The sequence below is a fragment of the Marinicrinis sediminis genome, assembly GCF_042685085.1.
GTDB lineage: Bacteria > Bacillota > Bacilli > Paenibacillales > KCTC-33676 > Marinicrinis > Marinicrinis sediminis.
This window is the reverse complement of sequence record NZ_JBHUMM010000043.1, coordinates 568,124-584,855: the sequence shown is the minus strand read 5'-3', so window position 1 is coordinate 584,855 and position 16,732 is coordinate 568,124. Positions and strand designations below refer to the sequence as shown.

Below are 16,732 nucleotides of genomic sequence, written 5' to 3'. Positions count from 1 at the left end.
AACAATTTACATTCTATCGCGGTAGCCTCAGAGAAGCAACAAAAAAATACAGGAAGCAGTTAAATGATTCCTATCCATACAAAATGACATTAAAAAAAATCCCCTAAAAAGGGGATTAGCAATAAGAACATCTCGCACAGGTATCTGAGGTTATCCGTTGACCTCTGGCAGACTGACGAGTCCACTATGCTCGGCGATCGCTTCCATCACATCCTGGTGCAGCGGGAGCACCAGATCGGTAGGCCCTAGTGTTGACTTTCCACTGCGGTGATGCAGCATCATTTGCTGTACATAAATGCGGTAGGGAGGCGTACTGGCCTGGGGACGTACCCATTCTACACCATTCTGGTGCTGGGCATTCAATGGAAGACTCGTGTGCTTCATCTGTTTTTCCGGTTTGATGCTGGTCACATGCTCGAGTTGGATCCGCATGTTCAAGTGAGGTCTCTGAACGACCATTTCCTCTGTGGAGACCGTAATTCCCATACGATTGAACTTGTGGGTGAATTTCAGTTCTCCATGAAGATCCTTAACCTGAATAAAGTCCGGGTCCATGATTTTCTGCCTCCTTCATTCACATTTATCCGAGTACGACTCGATCATCCATCAGTTTCTCTCCACGAATCTGCTCAAACTCTGTCAACAGATCCGCTATTGTCAGTGTGGCTTTCTTGTCAGGTGGTACGTCCAGTATGATCCGACCCTTATCCATCATGATGAGCCGATTGCCCAATTGAATGGCTTGTGCCATATTGTGCGTGACCATCAGCGTCGTCAGTTTGAATTCCCTGACGATCTTTTCAGTCAAATCCGTAATCAGTGCGGCTCTCGAAGGATCAAGCGCAGCCGTATGCTCATCAAGCAACAGGATCTTGGGCTCTGTAAAGGTCGCCATCAGCAGACTCAGCGCCTGACGTTCCCCGCCCGACAGCAAGCCTACCCTTGCGTTCAATCGATTCTCCAGTCCAATGCCTAGCCGTTCAAGTTGTTCCTGATAATATCGCTTGTTCTTGCGTGTCATTCCCCAGGACAGACCACGGGTTTGACCGCGTTTATGGGCAATCGACAGATTTTCAGCGATCGTCATATTTGGAGAAGTGCCCGCCATCGGGTCCTGAAACACCCGTCCTATCCAGCTGCTGCGGCGATGCTCCCCCATCTTGTTTACTTCCATTCCATCTACTTCGATGGTTCCGATATCCGGCTTCATGACCCCAGATATGATATTCATCAAGGTCGATTTCCCTGCCCCGTTACTGCCGATGATCGTGACAAAATCTGAAGGGGCAAGCGACAAATTAATATGAGAAAGGGCAAGCTTCTCATCCTGTGTATTCGGGTTGAACAGCTTCGTCACCTGATTTAGCTTAAGCATGGGTATGCCCTCCCTTCTGTCCATCCGCCTCTGCAGACATCGAACTGAGCATCCGACTTCGTTCCATCGCTTTTCGTCTTTTCAGAAGGCTTTGCTGAACTTTCGGAATCGTCAACGCTCCGATTACGATCAAGGCCGTGATCAGCTTCAAATCCTCCGAGTTCATATCAAAATGCAGCGCCAGCGCAATGACGAGGCGATAGATAATCGCACCCATCAGCACAGCCAGCGTCGCCTGAAATACCTTGCGATGACCGAAGATGGCTTCCCCGATGATGACAGAAGCCAGTCCGATGACAATCATGCCGACCCCCATCTGAACATCTGCGAAGCCCTGATACTGGGCAACCAGTGCGCCTGACATGGCGACCAGACCATTGGAGAGACTGATTCCCAATATAATCGTCCCGTCCGTATTCACGCCAAATGAGCGAATCATACGTGGATTGTCTCCTGTCGCACGGAGCGCGAGCCCGATTTCAGTATGAAGAAACGCATCGAGCAGGAGCTTGATGAGAAAAATGACGATCGGTACAATCAACAGAAAATAGTCCGATGAGAAGAAGGAAAAGACCGTTTCCTGGCTGAATAGCGGAATGTTCGGTTTTCCCATAATCCGAAGATTGATCGAATACAACGCGATCATCATCAGAATCCCGGCAAGCAAGTTGTTGATCTTCCCTTTCGTATGCAGGATGCCGGTTATGGCTCCCGCCGCACATCCGGCGAGGAAGCCACTGAATGTGGCCATGACAGGGCTCCACCCTTGAGTGAGCATGACCGCTGACACAGCCGCCCCTGTTGTGAAGCTTCCGTCCACCGTCAAATCCGGAAAATCCAAAATTCGAAATGAAATATAGACACCTAGCGCCATCAGCACATAGAGAAGCCCGAGCTCTACGGAACCTTCAAACGCTCTAAATAATGAATCAAACATGACCTTGTCTCCTTCGGTTAAAATAGGAGAGAGTGACTACCGCAAACCATTAGTCACTCTCCAGTATGCTTACTTGATCAAGTTCTCTTCTTCCACTTTATCCAGCAGTTCTTTGCTTACCTCTATCCCTTGTTCTTCAGCAGCTTTCAAATTCAGGACCAGATCCAGTTTCTCCGGAAAACGAACCGGCAGATCAGCAGGCTGCTTGCCGTTCTTCAGAATTTCTACTGCCATCTTCCCTGTCTCATATCCGATATCAAAATAGTCGATACTAAAAGAAGCGAAGGCTCCACGTTCCACTGAATTTTTCTCTCCGGCAAATACAGGCAAATCCTCATCACCTGCTACCTTCAGCAACGCTTCCAGGCCAGCCACGACCACATTGTCTTTCGGTACGTAGAAGGCATCCACCTTGGAAGCTAGAGACTCGGCCGCTTGTTTCACTTCACTGGAATTGACCACACTAGCCGTTTTCAGCTCAATACCCAGCTGTTCCAGCGACTGCTCCACGCGCTCAACCGCCACAACAGAATTTTGCTCACCTTCATTAAATACGATCCCGACCGTTTTCACAGAAGGAACGTTTTCAGCAATGAAGGTCATCATTTCCTCTATTTCGTTCTGATGGGTATCGGACATCCCTGTGATGCTGCCCTCCGGTGCTTCCAGATCTCCCACCAGATTGGAGCCAAGTGGATCTGTAATCGCAGTGAACAGAATGGGTGCGTTATCTACCATTTTTTTCACGGCTTGTGCAGAGGAAGTGGCAATGGCCAGGACAAGATCCTTGTCATCCGCAGCAAATTTCTGTGCGATCGTCACGTTGTTGGTCGGATCACCCTGTGCATTTTGAAAATCAATCTTGATTTCGGCGCCATCCTTATACCCGGCATCCTCGAGAGCTGCTTCAAATCCTTCTCGTGCAGCATCCAGGGAAGGATGCTCAACCAGCTGAATGATGCCAATCTCCATCGTTTTTGCAGCTTCTCCACCTGCGTCCTCGTTCCCATTGCCATTATTGGAGCCACATGCGGTCACCATCATACTGGCGATGATGACCAGCAACAGCCATCCATACTTTGTTCTTCTTTTCATTTTCGTTCCCCCTCTTTGATCTCCTGTACCCAGTGTTTCGCTTTGACGCCACACTCTGTCTGTTTCAATCTTTCTGTTCCCATTTCTGTTCCCAATGGATCGGCACCCTTGTGTTTGCCACCCTGTTGCACGGTACTTGCCGTCCATACAGGTGTTTAAAGGGTTAAAGCGCCGAAGTATACAAATATGATAATGCAAACCCTTAACAGCGGTCAATATTTAGTTCTGTCATGGTGTCAAAAAAAAAAAAGCATCAGACCGTTACCGGCTGATGCATCCAGTCCATCATCTTCTCCCATTGTCTGTCCACATCGGACATGCCGAGCTGGTATAATTGCTCCAGCGGAGCTTCATCGCGCTCCAGTCTTGCAACCGGAATCACAGCAGACGGCCTGAACAAGAAGACCCGTCCTTCTTTTTCCAGTTCCAGAATGCGATCCATCGCGCGATTGTATCGCAACGCTCTCTCCCTGAGCGCTTCACGCAGACCCGGGTAATTCGGGTAGCGAAGCCGGGCTACGCGGTGCTTGCGGAAAGGCTTGATTTGATAAGTTTCATCCTTGGTAGAGACGACAACCACCCGTTCATTGCCATCTTCAAGCGCTTTCTCAATCGGTAATGGATCTGCTATCCCTCCGTCAAACAACGTCTGGGTGCCAATCTGAACAGGTGGAGCGATAAACGGCAGACTGGAAGAAGCCTTGATCACATCCATCATCGACCAGCCTTCTCTCGCAGCTTGTTCTTTATCAATATACACCGGATTTCCCGTGTAGGCATCTGTGGTCACCACGACAAACTGCTGGGGATTGGATAAAAAGGTATCGAAATCAAATGGCTCTAACTGATTGGGCAGTACGTCGAACAGAAATCGCATGCCAAACAGCGAGCGTTCTTTGAACAAATTCCGATAGCTGATATACCGGGGGTCCCGAATGTACTTGATGGTCGTGTTTCGGTTGCGTCCTCGTTGCTTGGCCAGATAGGAGGAAGCATTGCAGGCGCCTGCGGATACTCCGATGACATAGGGAAATTGCAACTCCCGTTCCATAAACTTCTCCAGCACGCCGCTCGTATAGACGCCGCGCATGCCTCCACCCTCCAGCATCAGTCCAATCTTCTCCATGGATCTCCCTCTTTCTATATCTATTCCAGTCGGTTCTGATTTCCAGTCGGTTCTGACTTGAACGAGTGACACTTTCTCTTCCTATTATGAACGATTCCCGTAAAATTTCAAATAATCTCGAACATGATCTCCCCAATACGTCATGCTGTGTCCACCCGGGTTTAAATGCCATTCCACCTGTATTTCTCTTGCCTTCAGACGACGAACCAGCTCTTCATTCCGTGAAGCGTACAAATCCCCCTTGCCCACATCAATAAACAATTGCAGGTCCGCAATGTCTGCCGTTTCCGCCAGATGAAGTGGATCTCTTGCCTCCCACTCTTCCTCTGTCGGGAAGAGCCAGTTTTTCTGACTTGCCAAATCCCCGGAGTCCTTGTACCAAAGGGAAGTGCTGTGTCCCCCTACCCGGGAGAAAAGCTCAGGATGACGAAAAGCCAAATGCATGGCTGCAAAACCGCCCATGGAGGCACCCCCGATATAACGGCCCTCTTTGTTTGCTTCGGTCGCATAGGTTTTATCCATATAAGGAATCATTTCGGTCAATAAATAGTCTTCAAACAGCCCTTCGTCTGCACCCGAGGAGTGACCTCTCAGCACCCCCTTCTTCACATCTGCATTCACGCCAAAGCTGTTTGCAAAGTCAGGCGATACAATAATCATCGGCTCAATTTCACCAGACAGGATCAGTTCATCTGCGGCGGTATCCAGGCCTAGGTTCGTAAACCATGAATCCTTTCTTCCGCCATAGCCATACAGCATGTACAATACCGGATACTGCATCTCGGTATCATATTCAGGCGGTAAATACACCTCTACCTGCATATTTCTTCCGAGTGCTTCTGAATAAATCGTAGCCGTTTCGACAACGGATTGCGGCTCTTCAATCGGCAGACGAATACCGGTAAACAGCCCCTCCATATCGCCAACCAGCAGGAGTTGTCCATAGATCGCCGGTGTACTCTGTATTTTGTTGGATGGCATTTTCCATAATTCTGCACCGCTCTCGCTATCCATTGCATAGAGATGATTCGGAATTGGAGCTCCCTCATAGGCATAGCCGGTTCCGACATAAAGGACGCCCTCATGTGACAACGGGGCTGAAAGCACATTAGAAGACAGGCTGGTTTCCCATATTTCTTTCCCGCTCTCTATATCGAGTGCCTCCATTGAGAATCCGTTTGAATTGCCGCTGAACAATTGTCCATCCAGGATCGTGGCAGATGCTGGCCAGGCAGGCGTGGTCACCTTCCATTTTTCCGTTCCCGTCTGGGCATCCAGGGCATAGATGAGAAAATCCCGTGCAGGCACATATAGCGTCCCCTCATGCTCGGTCAGATTCGCCTGAATGGCTTTGTGTCTGCCGTTCCCCTGCGTCTTGTAAGTCCAGCTGATTTCACCGTCCGCGACATGCAAGGCATACACTCGACCATCCCAGTCTCCGATATATACATGCGCCTGATCGGCAACCCCTGTCGATTTGACCGGAGCCTCAAGACGATTGGACCAGACCAGGTTCTGATTCTCTCTATGGACCGCGTACACCATGCGATTGGCGTGACCGAATACGATCTTGTCTCCTGCCAGCAGTGGAGAGGAATCATAATAATCCCACTGATCCATCTCCGACTGAGCCTCACCTGTATCGAATGTCCACTGCAATTGACCGGTTTTGGCATGCAGGACATGCAGGATTCCGTCATGTCCAACAACGTATACGTCATCCTCCACGATGAGGGGCTTGGTTCGAATCGGTTTGTCCGTCTCATAGCGCCATTCCTCTGTGCCATTATGTACACTGAGCGCATAGAGCGTGCCGTCATCACTGCCGAAGATGACCCTTTCATCGTAAACGACCGGATGAGACGTAATCGCGCCACCCGTCGCAAATTGCCATTGTTCCACAGGTCTTGGTACCACCACGGTGCCTGTATCTGATGCTTTTGCATCCGATTTCCCGTTCGGCGGCTTCACATCGGGTTTCAATTGATTCCAGCATCCGGACAGGGTGATGCTGCTGATGATCAACCAGCATACCACCACTTTCCTCATTGGATTCCCCCCTCCATACCATCCATTTATGCCGTTCATTTCATTCTCTTCCCCCTTTTGATTTCCATTTGCCACCTATTGTACCATGTGAATTCCATGCAGTGCAAACGTTTACAAAACCCAGTAGGCCCCCGTTCAACCCGGATGTAGAACCTAGCTGCCAACACCCTGAAGGGGACCTTTTCTTCTTCTGTTATTCGGGTATCGATGACCGTCTACTTACCGCCCGGTCCAGCTTCTGACAGGACCCGGAAAGTTCCGGTACTGAACGCGCACAGCTTCCCTTCTGCGGTCCACACTTTCGCCTCAATCGTGAGACCCTTTCTCGTCTCATGAAGAAGTTTCGTGATGCAGATCAACTCCTCCGTTACAGCCTGTTCCAGGAAATGAAGATTCAGATGACTGGTGACCACTTTTTTTCCTTCCCGAGCCTGCAGGGCATAAACCCCCATCGTATTGTCCATTAACCCAGACAGCACACCGCCGTGTACAATGCCCATCAGATTGTGATGATGTGGCTTCACTTGCAGGGAAACGCTCACCTGTTGCTCACTCAGCTCTAACAGGCTACATCCTAAATATCCCCAAAATGTATCCTTTGCTGCTTCTTCCAGTTGTTTTTTATGATCCATCGCGGTTCGTATCCTCCGATTTGTGGGTAGATTTCTGCTCCATCTGTTTTTCTATCAGGGCTCGCTTGAGCACTTTTCCAATGATCGTCTTGGGCAACTGGTCACGAAATTCATAATGCCTTGGCACCTTATAAGCGGCGAGTCGTTGCCTGCACCATTCATCCAGCTGGGATTCATGGACGGACGTATTTTCCCTTGGCACGATAAAGGCCTTGACGGTTTCGCCCCGGTAGGCGTCCGGGATGCCGATCACCGCTGCCTCCTTGATGCCTGGATGTCTGTACAGCACCTCTTCCACTTCCCGTGGATAGACATTGAATCCGCTTGAAATAATCATTTCCTTTTTGCGATCCACAATCGTAAAATAGCCATCCTCATCCATTGTAGCCAAATCGCCCGTATAGAGCCAGCCGTCCTGAAGCACCTGCGCCGTCTCGACTGGACGTTTCCAGTAACCTTTCATGACCTGCGGGCCTTTTACCGCTAGCTCCCCCACTTCTCCGCGGCTGCAAGGCTTTCTCGTATCCGGATGCACCACATAGCAATCTGTATTCGGCAGGGGAATCCCGATGCTGCCTGATTTGCGTTTTCCCCAGATGGGATTGACATGGGTGACAGGAGCCGTCTCGGTCAGCCCGTATCCTTCTGTCAATCTGCCTCCGGTTAGCGCCTCGAATCGTTGCTGTACTTCAAGGGGCAGCGGCGCAGAACCGCTGATGCAGACTTCGATAGAGGACAAGTCCACGTCGTGAATCCGTGAATGATGAGACAACGCCATATACATCGTAGGCACACCCGGGAAAATCGTCGGTCTGTACTTCTGTATATGACCCAGCACTTCATCGGGGTCAAATCTTGGCATTAAGATCAAGGTTCCGGCCATATGGGTACACTGGTTCAGCAACACGGTCAGACCGAACACATGAAAGCACGGGATAACACCCATATATGACTCTTGCCCGTATTGCAGCTTGTAGCTCCACGTTGTCGTCTGAATCGTGTTGGCAAGCAGGTTCGCATGGGTGAGCATGACACCCTTGGGCAATCCCGTCGTTCCTCCTGTATATTGAATCAGGGCCAAATCCTGTGCGTCATCCACCTGGACCACACATCGTTTGGGAGAAGTGCTGTAAAGCAGATGCTGCAAACCTTGCAGGCCCGACTGCTTCGGGATGTGAAGGGAATGCCCTTCCTTTTTCATTTTCAGTGGATAAAGCTTGTTTTTGGGAAACGGCAAATATTCCTTGATCGACGTGTAAATGATACTTTGCTTGCCCAGATGGGCTTGCACAGGGAGAACGCGGGGAAGCAGCAGATCCAGTGTCACCAGTATTACCGATTCCGCATCCTTGACCTGATAAGCCAGTTCCTCCTCCTGGTAAAGGGGATTGGTCATCACGACGGTACCACCCGCGAGCAAGGTCCCGAAGTAGGCGATAACCAGCTGGGGGCAATTGGGCAGCATAATCGCGACTCTGTCTCCCTTTTGCAGGTCAAATTGTTCCTGGAGGGCGTTGGCAAACCGGTAGGCTTCATCCCGCAGACTTTCATACGTCATCTTGCTGTCAAAAAAACGGATGGCAATCTGTTTAGGCATGTTCTCTGCCGCATTCAGTAGCAATTGCGCCACATTTCCTGTTGGAAACGGATACGCTGGAAGGACTTCTTCTGGATAATGAGCATGCCAAGGGCGTTCTGCACGCATCGAAGACCTCCTTGCTTTTATTTATACCGAATAGCCTTTCTGTTCGATCACCCGCTTGGCGATCTCTCTGCCAAGCCCTACATGATGGCCAGGCTGAAATTTGGTCAGTTTCTTCAAAATAGACAGATGCATGCGGCGTTCATCGCCATCTGACATCGTGGTCAGCAGCTTTCTGGCGATGATAGGCTGTTTTTCAAAGGTTTGTTCCATAAACAGCTGCGTCATCTGAACGGCGAGCAGCGCGGCCTCTTCCCCTGACTGACGATAACGCTTGCTCGTTCGTGCCAGACAGCTCTCCATCGCGTACAGGTCGATCATGAGATCGGCGAAACCTGCCAGCACTTCCTGCTGCTCCTCCAGCTGCTCCCCATACGTCTGAACCGCCAGACCGCCGATATATAGCAGCAGCCTTTTTGATTGATCCAGTAGTACGTTGAGCTGATCAAGGAGAGAGGCCGATTGCGGAGAAGTCATTGGATTCATCAGTTCCTTCTCCAGCTGCCGCATGCTTTCAAATAAAGACAGTTCTCCTTTCATGGCTTTTTTGAGGAGCATGCCCGGAATCAGCAGTCTGTTGATTTCATTTGTACCCTCAAAAATCCGGTTGATGCGCGCATCCCGATAGATTCGCTCGATCTTGTATTCCTGAATATAGCCGTACCCGCCATGGATCTGTACCCCTTCATCACATATACTTTGCAGTGCTTCGGTGGCAAATACTTTGTTAATCGAGCATTCAATCGCATATTCCGCAATCGCCTGCGCGGTTTCCATGCCATCGACTGGTGGTTGCTCTCGGAAACGCTGGTCGATCGCGCCGGAGGTCCGATACACCATACTCTCCAGCACGTAAGCAAGGGTATTCATTTGAGCCAGCTTTTGCTGGATGAGTGGAAAGTCGGCCAGTGCCTTGCCAAATTGTTTCCTGGTGATCGCATAGTCCGCAGACAGCTCGATGGACTCCTTCGCAGCACCCAGACAGCCTGCAGCCAGTTTGAATCGCCCCATATTCAATATATTAAAGGCAATCACATGTCCCTTCCCTTTCTCGCCGAGCAATTGTCCAGCTGGTATGCGCACATCCTCAAAATAGAGCGGACGGGTGGAGGAGCCTTTGATCCCCATCTTTTTCTCTTCAGGGCCCATACTGAATCCGGGCATGCCTTTTTCCACGATAAATGCACTGAAATGTTTTCCATCGATTTTGGCATAGACGATAAACAGGTCCGCAAAGCCGGCATTCGTAATATATAGCTTCGAGCCATTCAGCACATAGTGAGCGCCATCCTCAGACAGCGCGGCTGTCGTTTTGGCCGAGAGTGCATCCGATCCTGAGGACGGCTCTGTGAGACAGTAGGCGGCGATCTTCTCTCCCGTTGCGAGCAAGGGCAAATACTTCGCCTTTTGCTCTTCATTGCCAAAAAATACGATCGGCAGGGTTCCGATTCCGACATGCGCCCCGATGGAAAGGGCCAGAGACGATCCGCGAGCCAGTTCCTCGCTAATCAGCGTGGACGTAACCTTATCCAGTTCCAGTCCTCCGTATGATTCCGGTATATCCGCACTCAATAGCCCCGTGTCTCCTGCTTTCTTCAGCAGGCTCACCGTCAATGGATAATCCAGGGCTTCCAGTTGCGCATCAACCGGAAGCACTTCCTTCTCAATAAAATCTCGTGTCGTCTGTGCGATCAGCAACTGCTCCTCTGTGAAATCCTCGGGCGTCACCATCTGAAGGATATCCACCTGCTCCATGACAAATGCGCCGCCCTGTACCCATTTGCGCGCCATTATAGACTCGCCTCCTTGCTATGTGGTGCCTGAACTTCGAACACACCGGCTGCGCCCATCCCGCCGCCGATACACATGGACACGACTCCAATGCCTCCGCCTCTTCGACGGAGTTCCTGTATGAGAGAAATCGTCAGCTTGGCGCCGGTGCACCCAAGCGGATGGCCTAGTGCGATGGCACCGCCGTTGACGTTGACCTTCTTTTCATCGAGTCCCAGTTCTCTGATCACATGCAAGCATTGCGAGGCAAAGGCTTCATTGATTTCGTAGAGATCGACCTCATTCACCGTCAGTCCATTCGACTGCAACACTTTGGGAATAGCCTGGACGGGCCCAATCCCCATCAGCTCCGGTTCCACTCCAGCCACTGCATATCCGCGAAAGACGGCAAGGGGCTGAACCTTGAGCTCTTCTGCCTTTTTGCGACTCATCATGAACACACCGGCCGCACCGTCACTCATCTGGGATGCATTCCCTGCTGTGACGGTTCCCCCTCTGCGGAAGACCGGCTTTAATCTGGACAGTGCCTCCAGCGTGGTCTCCGGTCTGATCCCTTCGTCCCTGTATACCCGCATGCGTTCCACGGTTGCTTTCTGACCTGTGCCGTCCCCATCGAATCTCATTTCTGCGTCAACCGATACAATTTCATCATCAAAGTATCCTTTTTGCTGAGCGATCGCCGCCTTCTGATGACTCGACCATGCAAATCGATCCTGATCCTCTCTCGAAAGCTGAAATCGTTCAGCCACTTCTTCTGCGGTATGCCCCATGTTCATGTAGCGCTCCGGATGCTCTGCGACCATGACGGGATGCGGATCCAGATGGAAGCCTGTCATCGGTACATGACTCATGCTCTCGACCCCACCTGCCAGGACAACATCAGCTTCGCCGAGTCGAATCGCACCCGCCGCATAGGCAATCGATTGCAGACCGGAAGCGCAGAAACGATTGATCGTAATCGATGGGACCGTAACGGGCAGACCCGCATACAGGCCAATTAAGCGGGCAACATTCAAGCCTTGCTGACCTTCCGGCATGGCACACCCCAGGATAACATCATCGATCTGCTCCGGCTGTATGAACGGAGCCCTTTCCAGCAGCCCCGTTATCACCGCCTTGCCCAGATCCTCTGCTCTTGTGTGCCGGAAAACCCCTTTTTTGGCCTTGCCAACCGGTGTTCGGGCCATCGCCACGATGACGGCATCATTCGGATGTTCCCTAGATTGATCCCGCATCCGCATTAGCGGTTCCGAATGGATTTTAACAGGTTTTAACGGCATTGGTTTTCCCCCCTTTAATTTCGCAACGGCTTGCCTGTTTGCAGCATATGCTGCATGCGAGCCTGTGTTTTCGGTTCCCCGCACAAGCTTAAAAAAGCTTCTCGCTCTAAATCGAGCACATGCTGCTCCGCCACTATCGTATGTTCCGGAACATGCCCGCCTGCCATGACAAATGCCAGTTTGGACGCAATCTTCGCATCGTGATCCGAAATTTCATGGGATTGCTGCATATGATAAACAGCCAGTTCAAGAATCGCACACCCTCTGCGACCGCTTACCTGAATCGGCTTTGGCGTCCTCGGTACGTAACCTTGACGGTCCAGTTGAAGTACGGTTTGTTTGGCTTCATACAGGTGGCGATCTCGGTTCAGGACGATTCGGTCTGTCGGTCTGAGCAAGCCAGACTCCAGTGCCTCAGCCCCGCTCGAAGACACTTTCGCCATGGCAATATGCTGAAACAACCGCTGCAGTTCGGGCAACCTATCCGATCCTTTCGGGCGCCCTTCACTTAACCGCACCACGGCTTCCTTGCATCCGCCGCCAGCCGGGATCAATCCCACCCCGGTTTCCACCAGTCCAAAATAGGTTTCAGGTGCCAGCAAAATCTGGTCGGCCGGGAGACAGACCTCTACACCTCCCCCGAGCGTCATGCTGTGCGGCGCTGCGACAACGGGTCTGTGACAATATTTCAGCTTCATCATCGTTTGCTGGAACGAATGAATCATCTGTTCGATCTCATCCCACTCTTCTTCCTGGGCTTCCATCAGCAGCAGCATCAGATTGGCCCCGACGCAAAAATGTCTGGCCTCATTTCCAATGACCAGGCCTCGGTACTGGTGTTCGACAATATCTACACTCTCCCGAATCATCGATAGCACCTCCGCGCCTATCGACTGGCGGGGAGAGTGGAAGACCAGACAGGCTACCTCATCACCGATCTCGTACAAGCTGGCGTCTTTGTTATGTTTGATGACTTTAATGACCTCGGAGTTGGAGGTCAGACGAGGAGTGGATGACAATCGCAATATCTGACGTTCTCGCGCTGTCTCAAATTGAACCCCTGCGTTCTCCATTTCCGTCGATGGCTGGTTGGCTTTGCGATCGATACCATCCGGGTAAAAGGAGAATGCCGGATTTTGGCGCAGCCGCGCCTCCAGCCAATCTGGCAATACCAGCCCTTCCGAGCGCATTCTCTCTGCAACCGACCCTACCCCGAGCGCGTCCCAGATTTCAAATGGGCCCAGTTCCCAGTTGAAGCCCCATTTCATGGCCTGGTCCATGTCCGTCATCCGGTCGGTGATTTCACCCAGTTTCTGAACGGCATACAACAAGACGGGTTGCAGCGTGGCCCAGATCATGCGTCCGTAACGGCTATCATCCTGCACCATCTTCTGCAATCGCTTCTCAAGCGGACGAATCTGCTTCCATTCACTCAGCAAGGCTGAACTCGGCTTGACCTGCTTCCGATAGGTGAGGGACTCGACGTCCAACACTTCGATCACCGTCGTGCCTGCCGTTCGCTGCTTGCGGTAAAAGCCTTGCCCGGCTTTCTCTCCCAGCCAGCCTCGCTCAGCCAGTGCAGTCAGAAGACTAGGCGGATCGAACGCCTTGCGATCATGTTCATCTGGCTGCTGCGCCATCACATTGCCGCACACATGCAGAAACGTATCCAGTCCTACCAGGTCCATCGTGCGGAAAGTTGCACTTTTCGGTCTGCCGATAAGTGTACCGGTGAGCGCCTCCACTTCCTCCAAGGTGCAATCTTGCTCCAGCCAGGCTTTGATCGTCATCATCATCCCGTACGTACCGACCCGGTTGGCGATGAAGTTCGGGGTATCTCTGGCGAATATGACGCCCTTGCCCAGTCGCTCTTCACAAAAGAACGCCATCTCGGTCATGATCTCGGCAGATGCGCCAGGACCCGGAACCAGCTCCAGCAGTTTCATATAGCGCGGCGGGTTGAAAAAGTGCGTTCCCGCAAAATAAGGCTGCATGACATCGGGGAGAGCGGAAGCGATATCTCGAATGGGAATGCCAGACGTATTCGTGCTGATCCAGGTTCCCTTCTGCCAGACCGACGCCACCCGATTCCATATCTGCTGTTTCACTTCCAGCTTCTCAATGACCGCCTCTACGATCCAGTCCACGTGTTTCAACTGATCCAGATCATCCTCCAGATTGCCGATCTGAATATAAGAAGCGTGACTGGGAGTAAAAAATGCGGGCGGTTTGGTCTGTAGGCAGCGCTTCAAGCCCGCTTCGGCAAACCGATTCCGAACGGATCGGTCAGAAAGCGTGTACCCCCGCCCTCGTTCTTTCTCAGTCCGTTCATCCGGCACTCTGTCCAGCAACAGACAGGGAATACCGGCATTGGCCATATGAGCGGCAATGGCTGCCCCCATCACTCCGGCTCCAAGAACTGCTGCCCGGCGAATCGGTCTGTTTTCCCTTTTCACCTCAACCATTTGATCTCGAGTCATTTCACCTCATCCCTCCTGTTCGATCTCGTTGTGACTCCGCTTGAACGACTCCGATTTAGGATGAGCCAAACACGGACAAACTCACCCATTCTGCCACATCTCTGGCCTGGACCTGCTCATCTGCCTCCAAATGCTTGAATCCATCCTCCAGCATCGTGAGACAGTATGGACAGGCAGAGCTTACGCCTGCCGCATTCGCATCCATCACCTGTTTGGCCCGTTTCACATTCATCCGGTCGCCCTGCTTCTCCTCCATCCACATCAGTCCGCCCCCTGCCCCGCAGCACAGACCGTGCTCCCTGCTCTGTGCCATTTCCTCCAGACGCAAACCGGGAATGGCTCGCAAAATGTGGCGGGGTGCGTCATAGACCTGGTTATATCGCCCGAGATAGCAGGAATCATGATAAGTCATCACCTGTTCAATCCGGTGGTGCAGGCGCAGCTTCCCTGCAGAAATCCATTCCCACAAACACTCGGTATGATGATACACTTCCGCTTTGAGACCGAAATCCGGATACTCCTGCTTGAGTGTATGATACGTATGCGGGCAGATGGTCACGATTTTCTTGACCTGATACCGTCGAAATGTCTCGATATTCTCCGCTGCACATTGCTGAAACACATATTCATTGCCCAGCCTTCGCACCGTATCCCCTGAACTGCCTTCTTCGTTGCCAAGGACGGCAAAGGAGATGCCGGCCTCATGCATCAGCCTGACAAACGCTTTGACAATTTGCTGGCTTCTTGTGTCATAGGAACCCATGGAACCCACGAACAGCAAGTATTCAAATGATTTGTTTTCCTTTACGGTCGGCACCATCGGCAATGCGCATGCTTCGTCCCAGTTCTGAGCCCATTGGAACCGATCTTGCCTGTGAAGCCCCCACGGATTACCCTGCCGCTCGATATGGGTCATCGCGCGCTGCGCTTCTGCGGGCAATTCTCCCTCCATCATGACCAGATGCCTGCGAAGATCCATGATCTTGTCAACATGCTCATTTCCAACCGGACAATGCACTTCACAGCTTCTGCACGTCGTACAGCTCCATACTTCCTCCTTGCTGATCACATGCTCAAGCAATCCCTTTTCATCGTCTGTTGACGAAGGGGCCGCCGGGGTTTGTGGATTTGGACTTCGCAAAGTCTCAACTCTCTCGGACACCCAACCTGCCTGCTGGGCAGCCATCGTCCATTCTGCGGTTGGACGATAGGGCAGTTTCAGCGCTGCATCCGGGACAAACTGATGACTTGTCACAGTCTTCCCTGACCTTGAAGGTACCCAGGGGGATTTGGAGGTGATCGCGGCGCCCGTTTCAGTCAAATGATCTCGCAGCTTCGTGATCAGGTGCATTGGCGACAGCCATTTTCCTGTACCTGCTGCCGGACACACCGACGTGCATCTGCCGCACTCCACACACGCATACAAATCGAGCAGCTGCTTGCGGGTAAACTGTTCAATTCGGTTCACCCCGTACTGATCAAGGTCATCATCATCAAAATCAATGACAGTCAGCTTGCCTGCCGTTCGTCTCCCCAATAACAAATTAATCGGTGCGGTAAACAGGTGAAAATGCTTGGACTGAGGCACATACACCAGAAACGAGAGCAAGATCAGCAAATGCAGCCACCACGATACATAAAAAGCGCTCTCTATCCATCGCTCATCCCAGTGGTCAATCAGCTGCGCCATCGAACCCGTAATCCACAGGTTGGGTATTTCCGTCTGTCTGGCGTGATCAAAGGTCATGGTTAACAATACGGACACCATCAGAAAGAAAATAAAGAACAGGACCACACTTGGCTTCCATCCCCGCTTTAAACGGGTCAATCGTTCACCATAACGCCGATAGGCGGCATACACAATGGCAACCAGGATCAGGGCAACCGTCCATTCCTGCACCCCTTCGAAAATGGCGTAGGCCGGCAAAGGAAGACCCCTGCCGATCAAGCCTCGCAGGATCAGATCCAGTGCGCCCAGCTGAACCACCAGAAAACCGTAGAACATGACCGCATGCATCCATCCGCTCTTGCGATCATGCCGCAGCGTGCGATGAGACGAGATTTCTCGGACTGTATCCCAGACTCTGTTTTTCCAGCTTTGTTGAAATCGCTCGTCCCTCCTTCCCAGCTTCATATAGGATATGCGTCGGGACACAGCCTGTAAAAACCATCGGACGGCGAGTAAAATCACAAGCAGTGCGCAAACGCCATGGACCCAGGCTAGCATTTTACACCCCCATTTCGCTGTGGACAAGTAAGCGTTTC

The 16,732-nt window shown here is 51.7% G+C and carries 12 protein-coding genes; all 12 read right to left on the bottom strand.

Going from position 1 to position 16,732, the window contains the following annotated elements; genetic code table 11:
- Positions 1-150 precede the first annotated feature (150 nt).
- The gene (locus tag ACFSUC_RS16445) at positions 151-555 is read right to left on the bottom strand and encodes a hypothetical protein (protein ID WP_379930720.1); all 405 of its coding nucleotides are present in this window, start codon (positions 553-555) and stop codon (positions 151-153) included.
- Between the two features lie 25 nt (positions 556-580).
- Positions 581-1,375 (bottom strand): ABC transporter ATP-binding protein, encoded by a 795-nt coding sequence (locus ACFSUC_RS16440; protein ID WP_379930719.1) that lies wholly within the window; start codon positions 1,373-1,375, stop codon positions 581-583.
- Positions 1,368-2,312, bottom strand: a complete 945-nt coding sequence (locus tag ACFSUC_RS16435; RefSeq protein WP_379930718.1) for an ABC transporter permease — start codon at positions 2,310-2,312, stop codon at positions 1,368-1,370. Before ACFSUC_RS16435 ends, ACFSUC_RS16440 begins: the two co-directional genes overlap by 8 nt.
- Before the next feature lie 69 nt (positions 2,313-2,381).
- On the bottom strand, positions 2,382-3,407 hold the full coding sequence (locus ACFSUC_RS16430; RefSeq protein ID WP_379930717.1) for an ABC transporter substrate-binding protein: 1,026 nt from the start codon (positions 3,405-3,407) through the stop codon (positions 2,382-2,384).
- Between the two features lie 253 nt (positions 3,408-3,660).
- On the bottom strand, positions 3,661-4,533 hold the full coding sequence (locus tag ACFSUC_RS16425) for a patatin-like phospholipase family protein (RefSeq protein WP_379930716.1): 873 nt from the start codon (positions 4,531-4,533) through the stop codon (positions 3,661-3,663).
- Positions 4,534-4,617: 84 nt separating this feature from the next.
- A complete protein-coding gene (locus ACFSUC_RS16420) occupies positions 4,618-6,582 on the bottom strand; it encodes an outer membrane protein assembly factor BamB family protein (protein ID WP_379930715.1) in 1,965 nt (654 codons plus the stop codon).
- A 215-nt stretch (positions 6,583-6,797) separates the two neighbouring features.
- On the bottom strand, positions 6,798-7,214 hold the full coding sequence (locus ACFSUC_RS16415; RefSeq protein ID WP_379930714.1) for a PaaI family thioesterase: 417 nt from the start codon (positions 7,212-7,214) through the stop codon (positions 6,798-6,800).
- A complete protein-coding gene (locus tag ACFSUC_RS16410) occupies positions 7,204-8,919 on the bottom strand; it encodes a long-chain-fatty-acid--CoA ligase (protein ID WP_379930713.1) in 1,716 nt (571 codons plus the stop codon). Before ACFSUC_RS16410 ends, ACFSUC_RS16415 begins: the two co-directional genes overlap by 11 nt.
- A gap of 21 nt (positions 8,920-8,940) precedes the next feature.
- Entirely contained in the window at positions 8,941-10,707 is a 1,767-nt protein-coding gene (locus ACFSUC_RS16405) for an acyl-CoA dehydrogenase family protein (RefSeq protein WP_379930712.1), read from the bottom strand.
- A complete protein-coding gene (locus ACFSUC_RS16400; RefSeq protein WP_379930987.1) occupies positions 10,707-11,942 on the bottom strand; it encodes a thiolase family protein in 1,236 nt (411 codons plus the stop codon). The genes ACFSUC_RS16405 and ACFSUC_RS16400 overlap by 1 nt, the downstream gene beginning before the upstream one ends.
- Before the next feature lie 59 nt (positions 11,943-12,001).
- On the bottom strand, positions 12,002-14,467 hold the full coding sequence (locus ACFSUC_RS16395; protein ID WP_379930711.1) for a 3-hydroxyacyl-CoA dehydrogenase/enoyl-CoA hydratase family protein: 2,466 nt from the start codon (positions 14,465-14,467) through the stop codon (positions 12,002-12,004).
- A gap of 55 nt (positions 14,468-14,522) precedes the next feature.
- A complete protein-coding gene (locus tag ACFSUC_RS16390; RefSeq protein ID WP_379930710.1) occupies positions 14,523-16,694 on the bottom strand; it encodes a (Fe-S)-binding protein in 2,172 nt (723 codons plus the stop codon).
- Between the last annotated feature and the right edge of the window lie 38 nt (positions 16,695-16,732).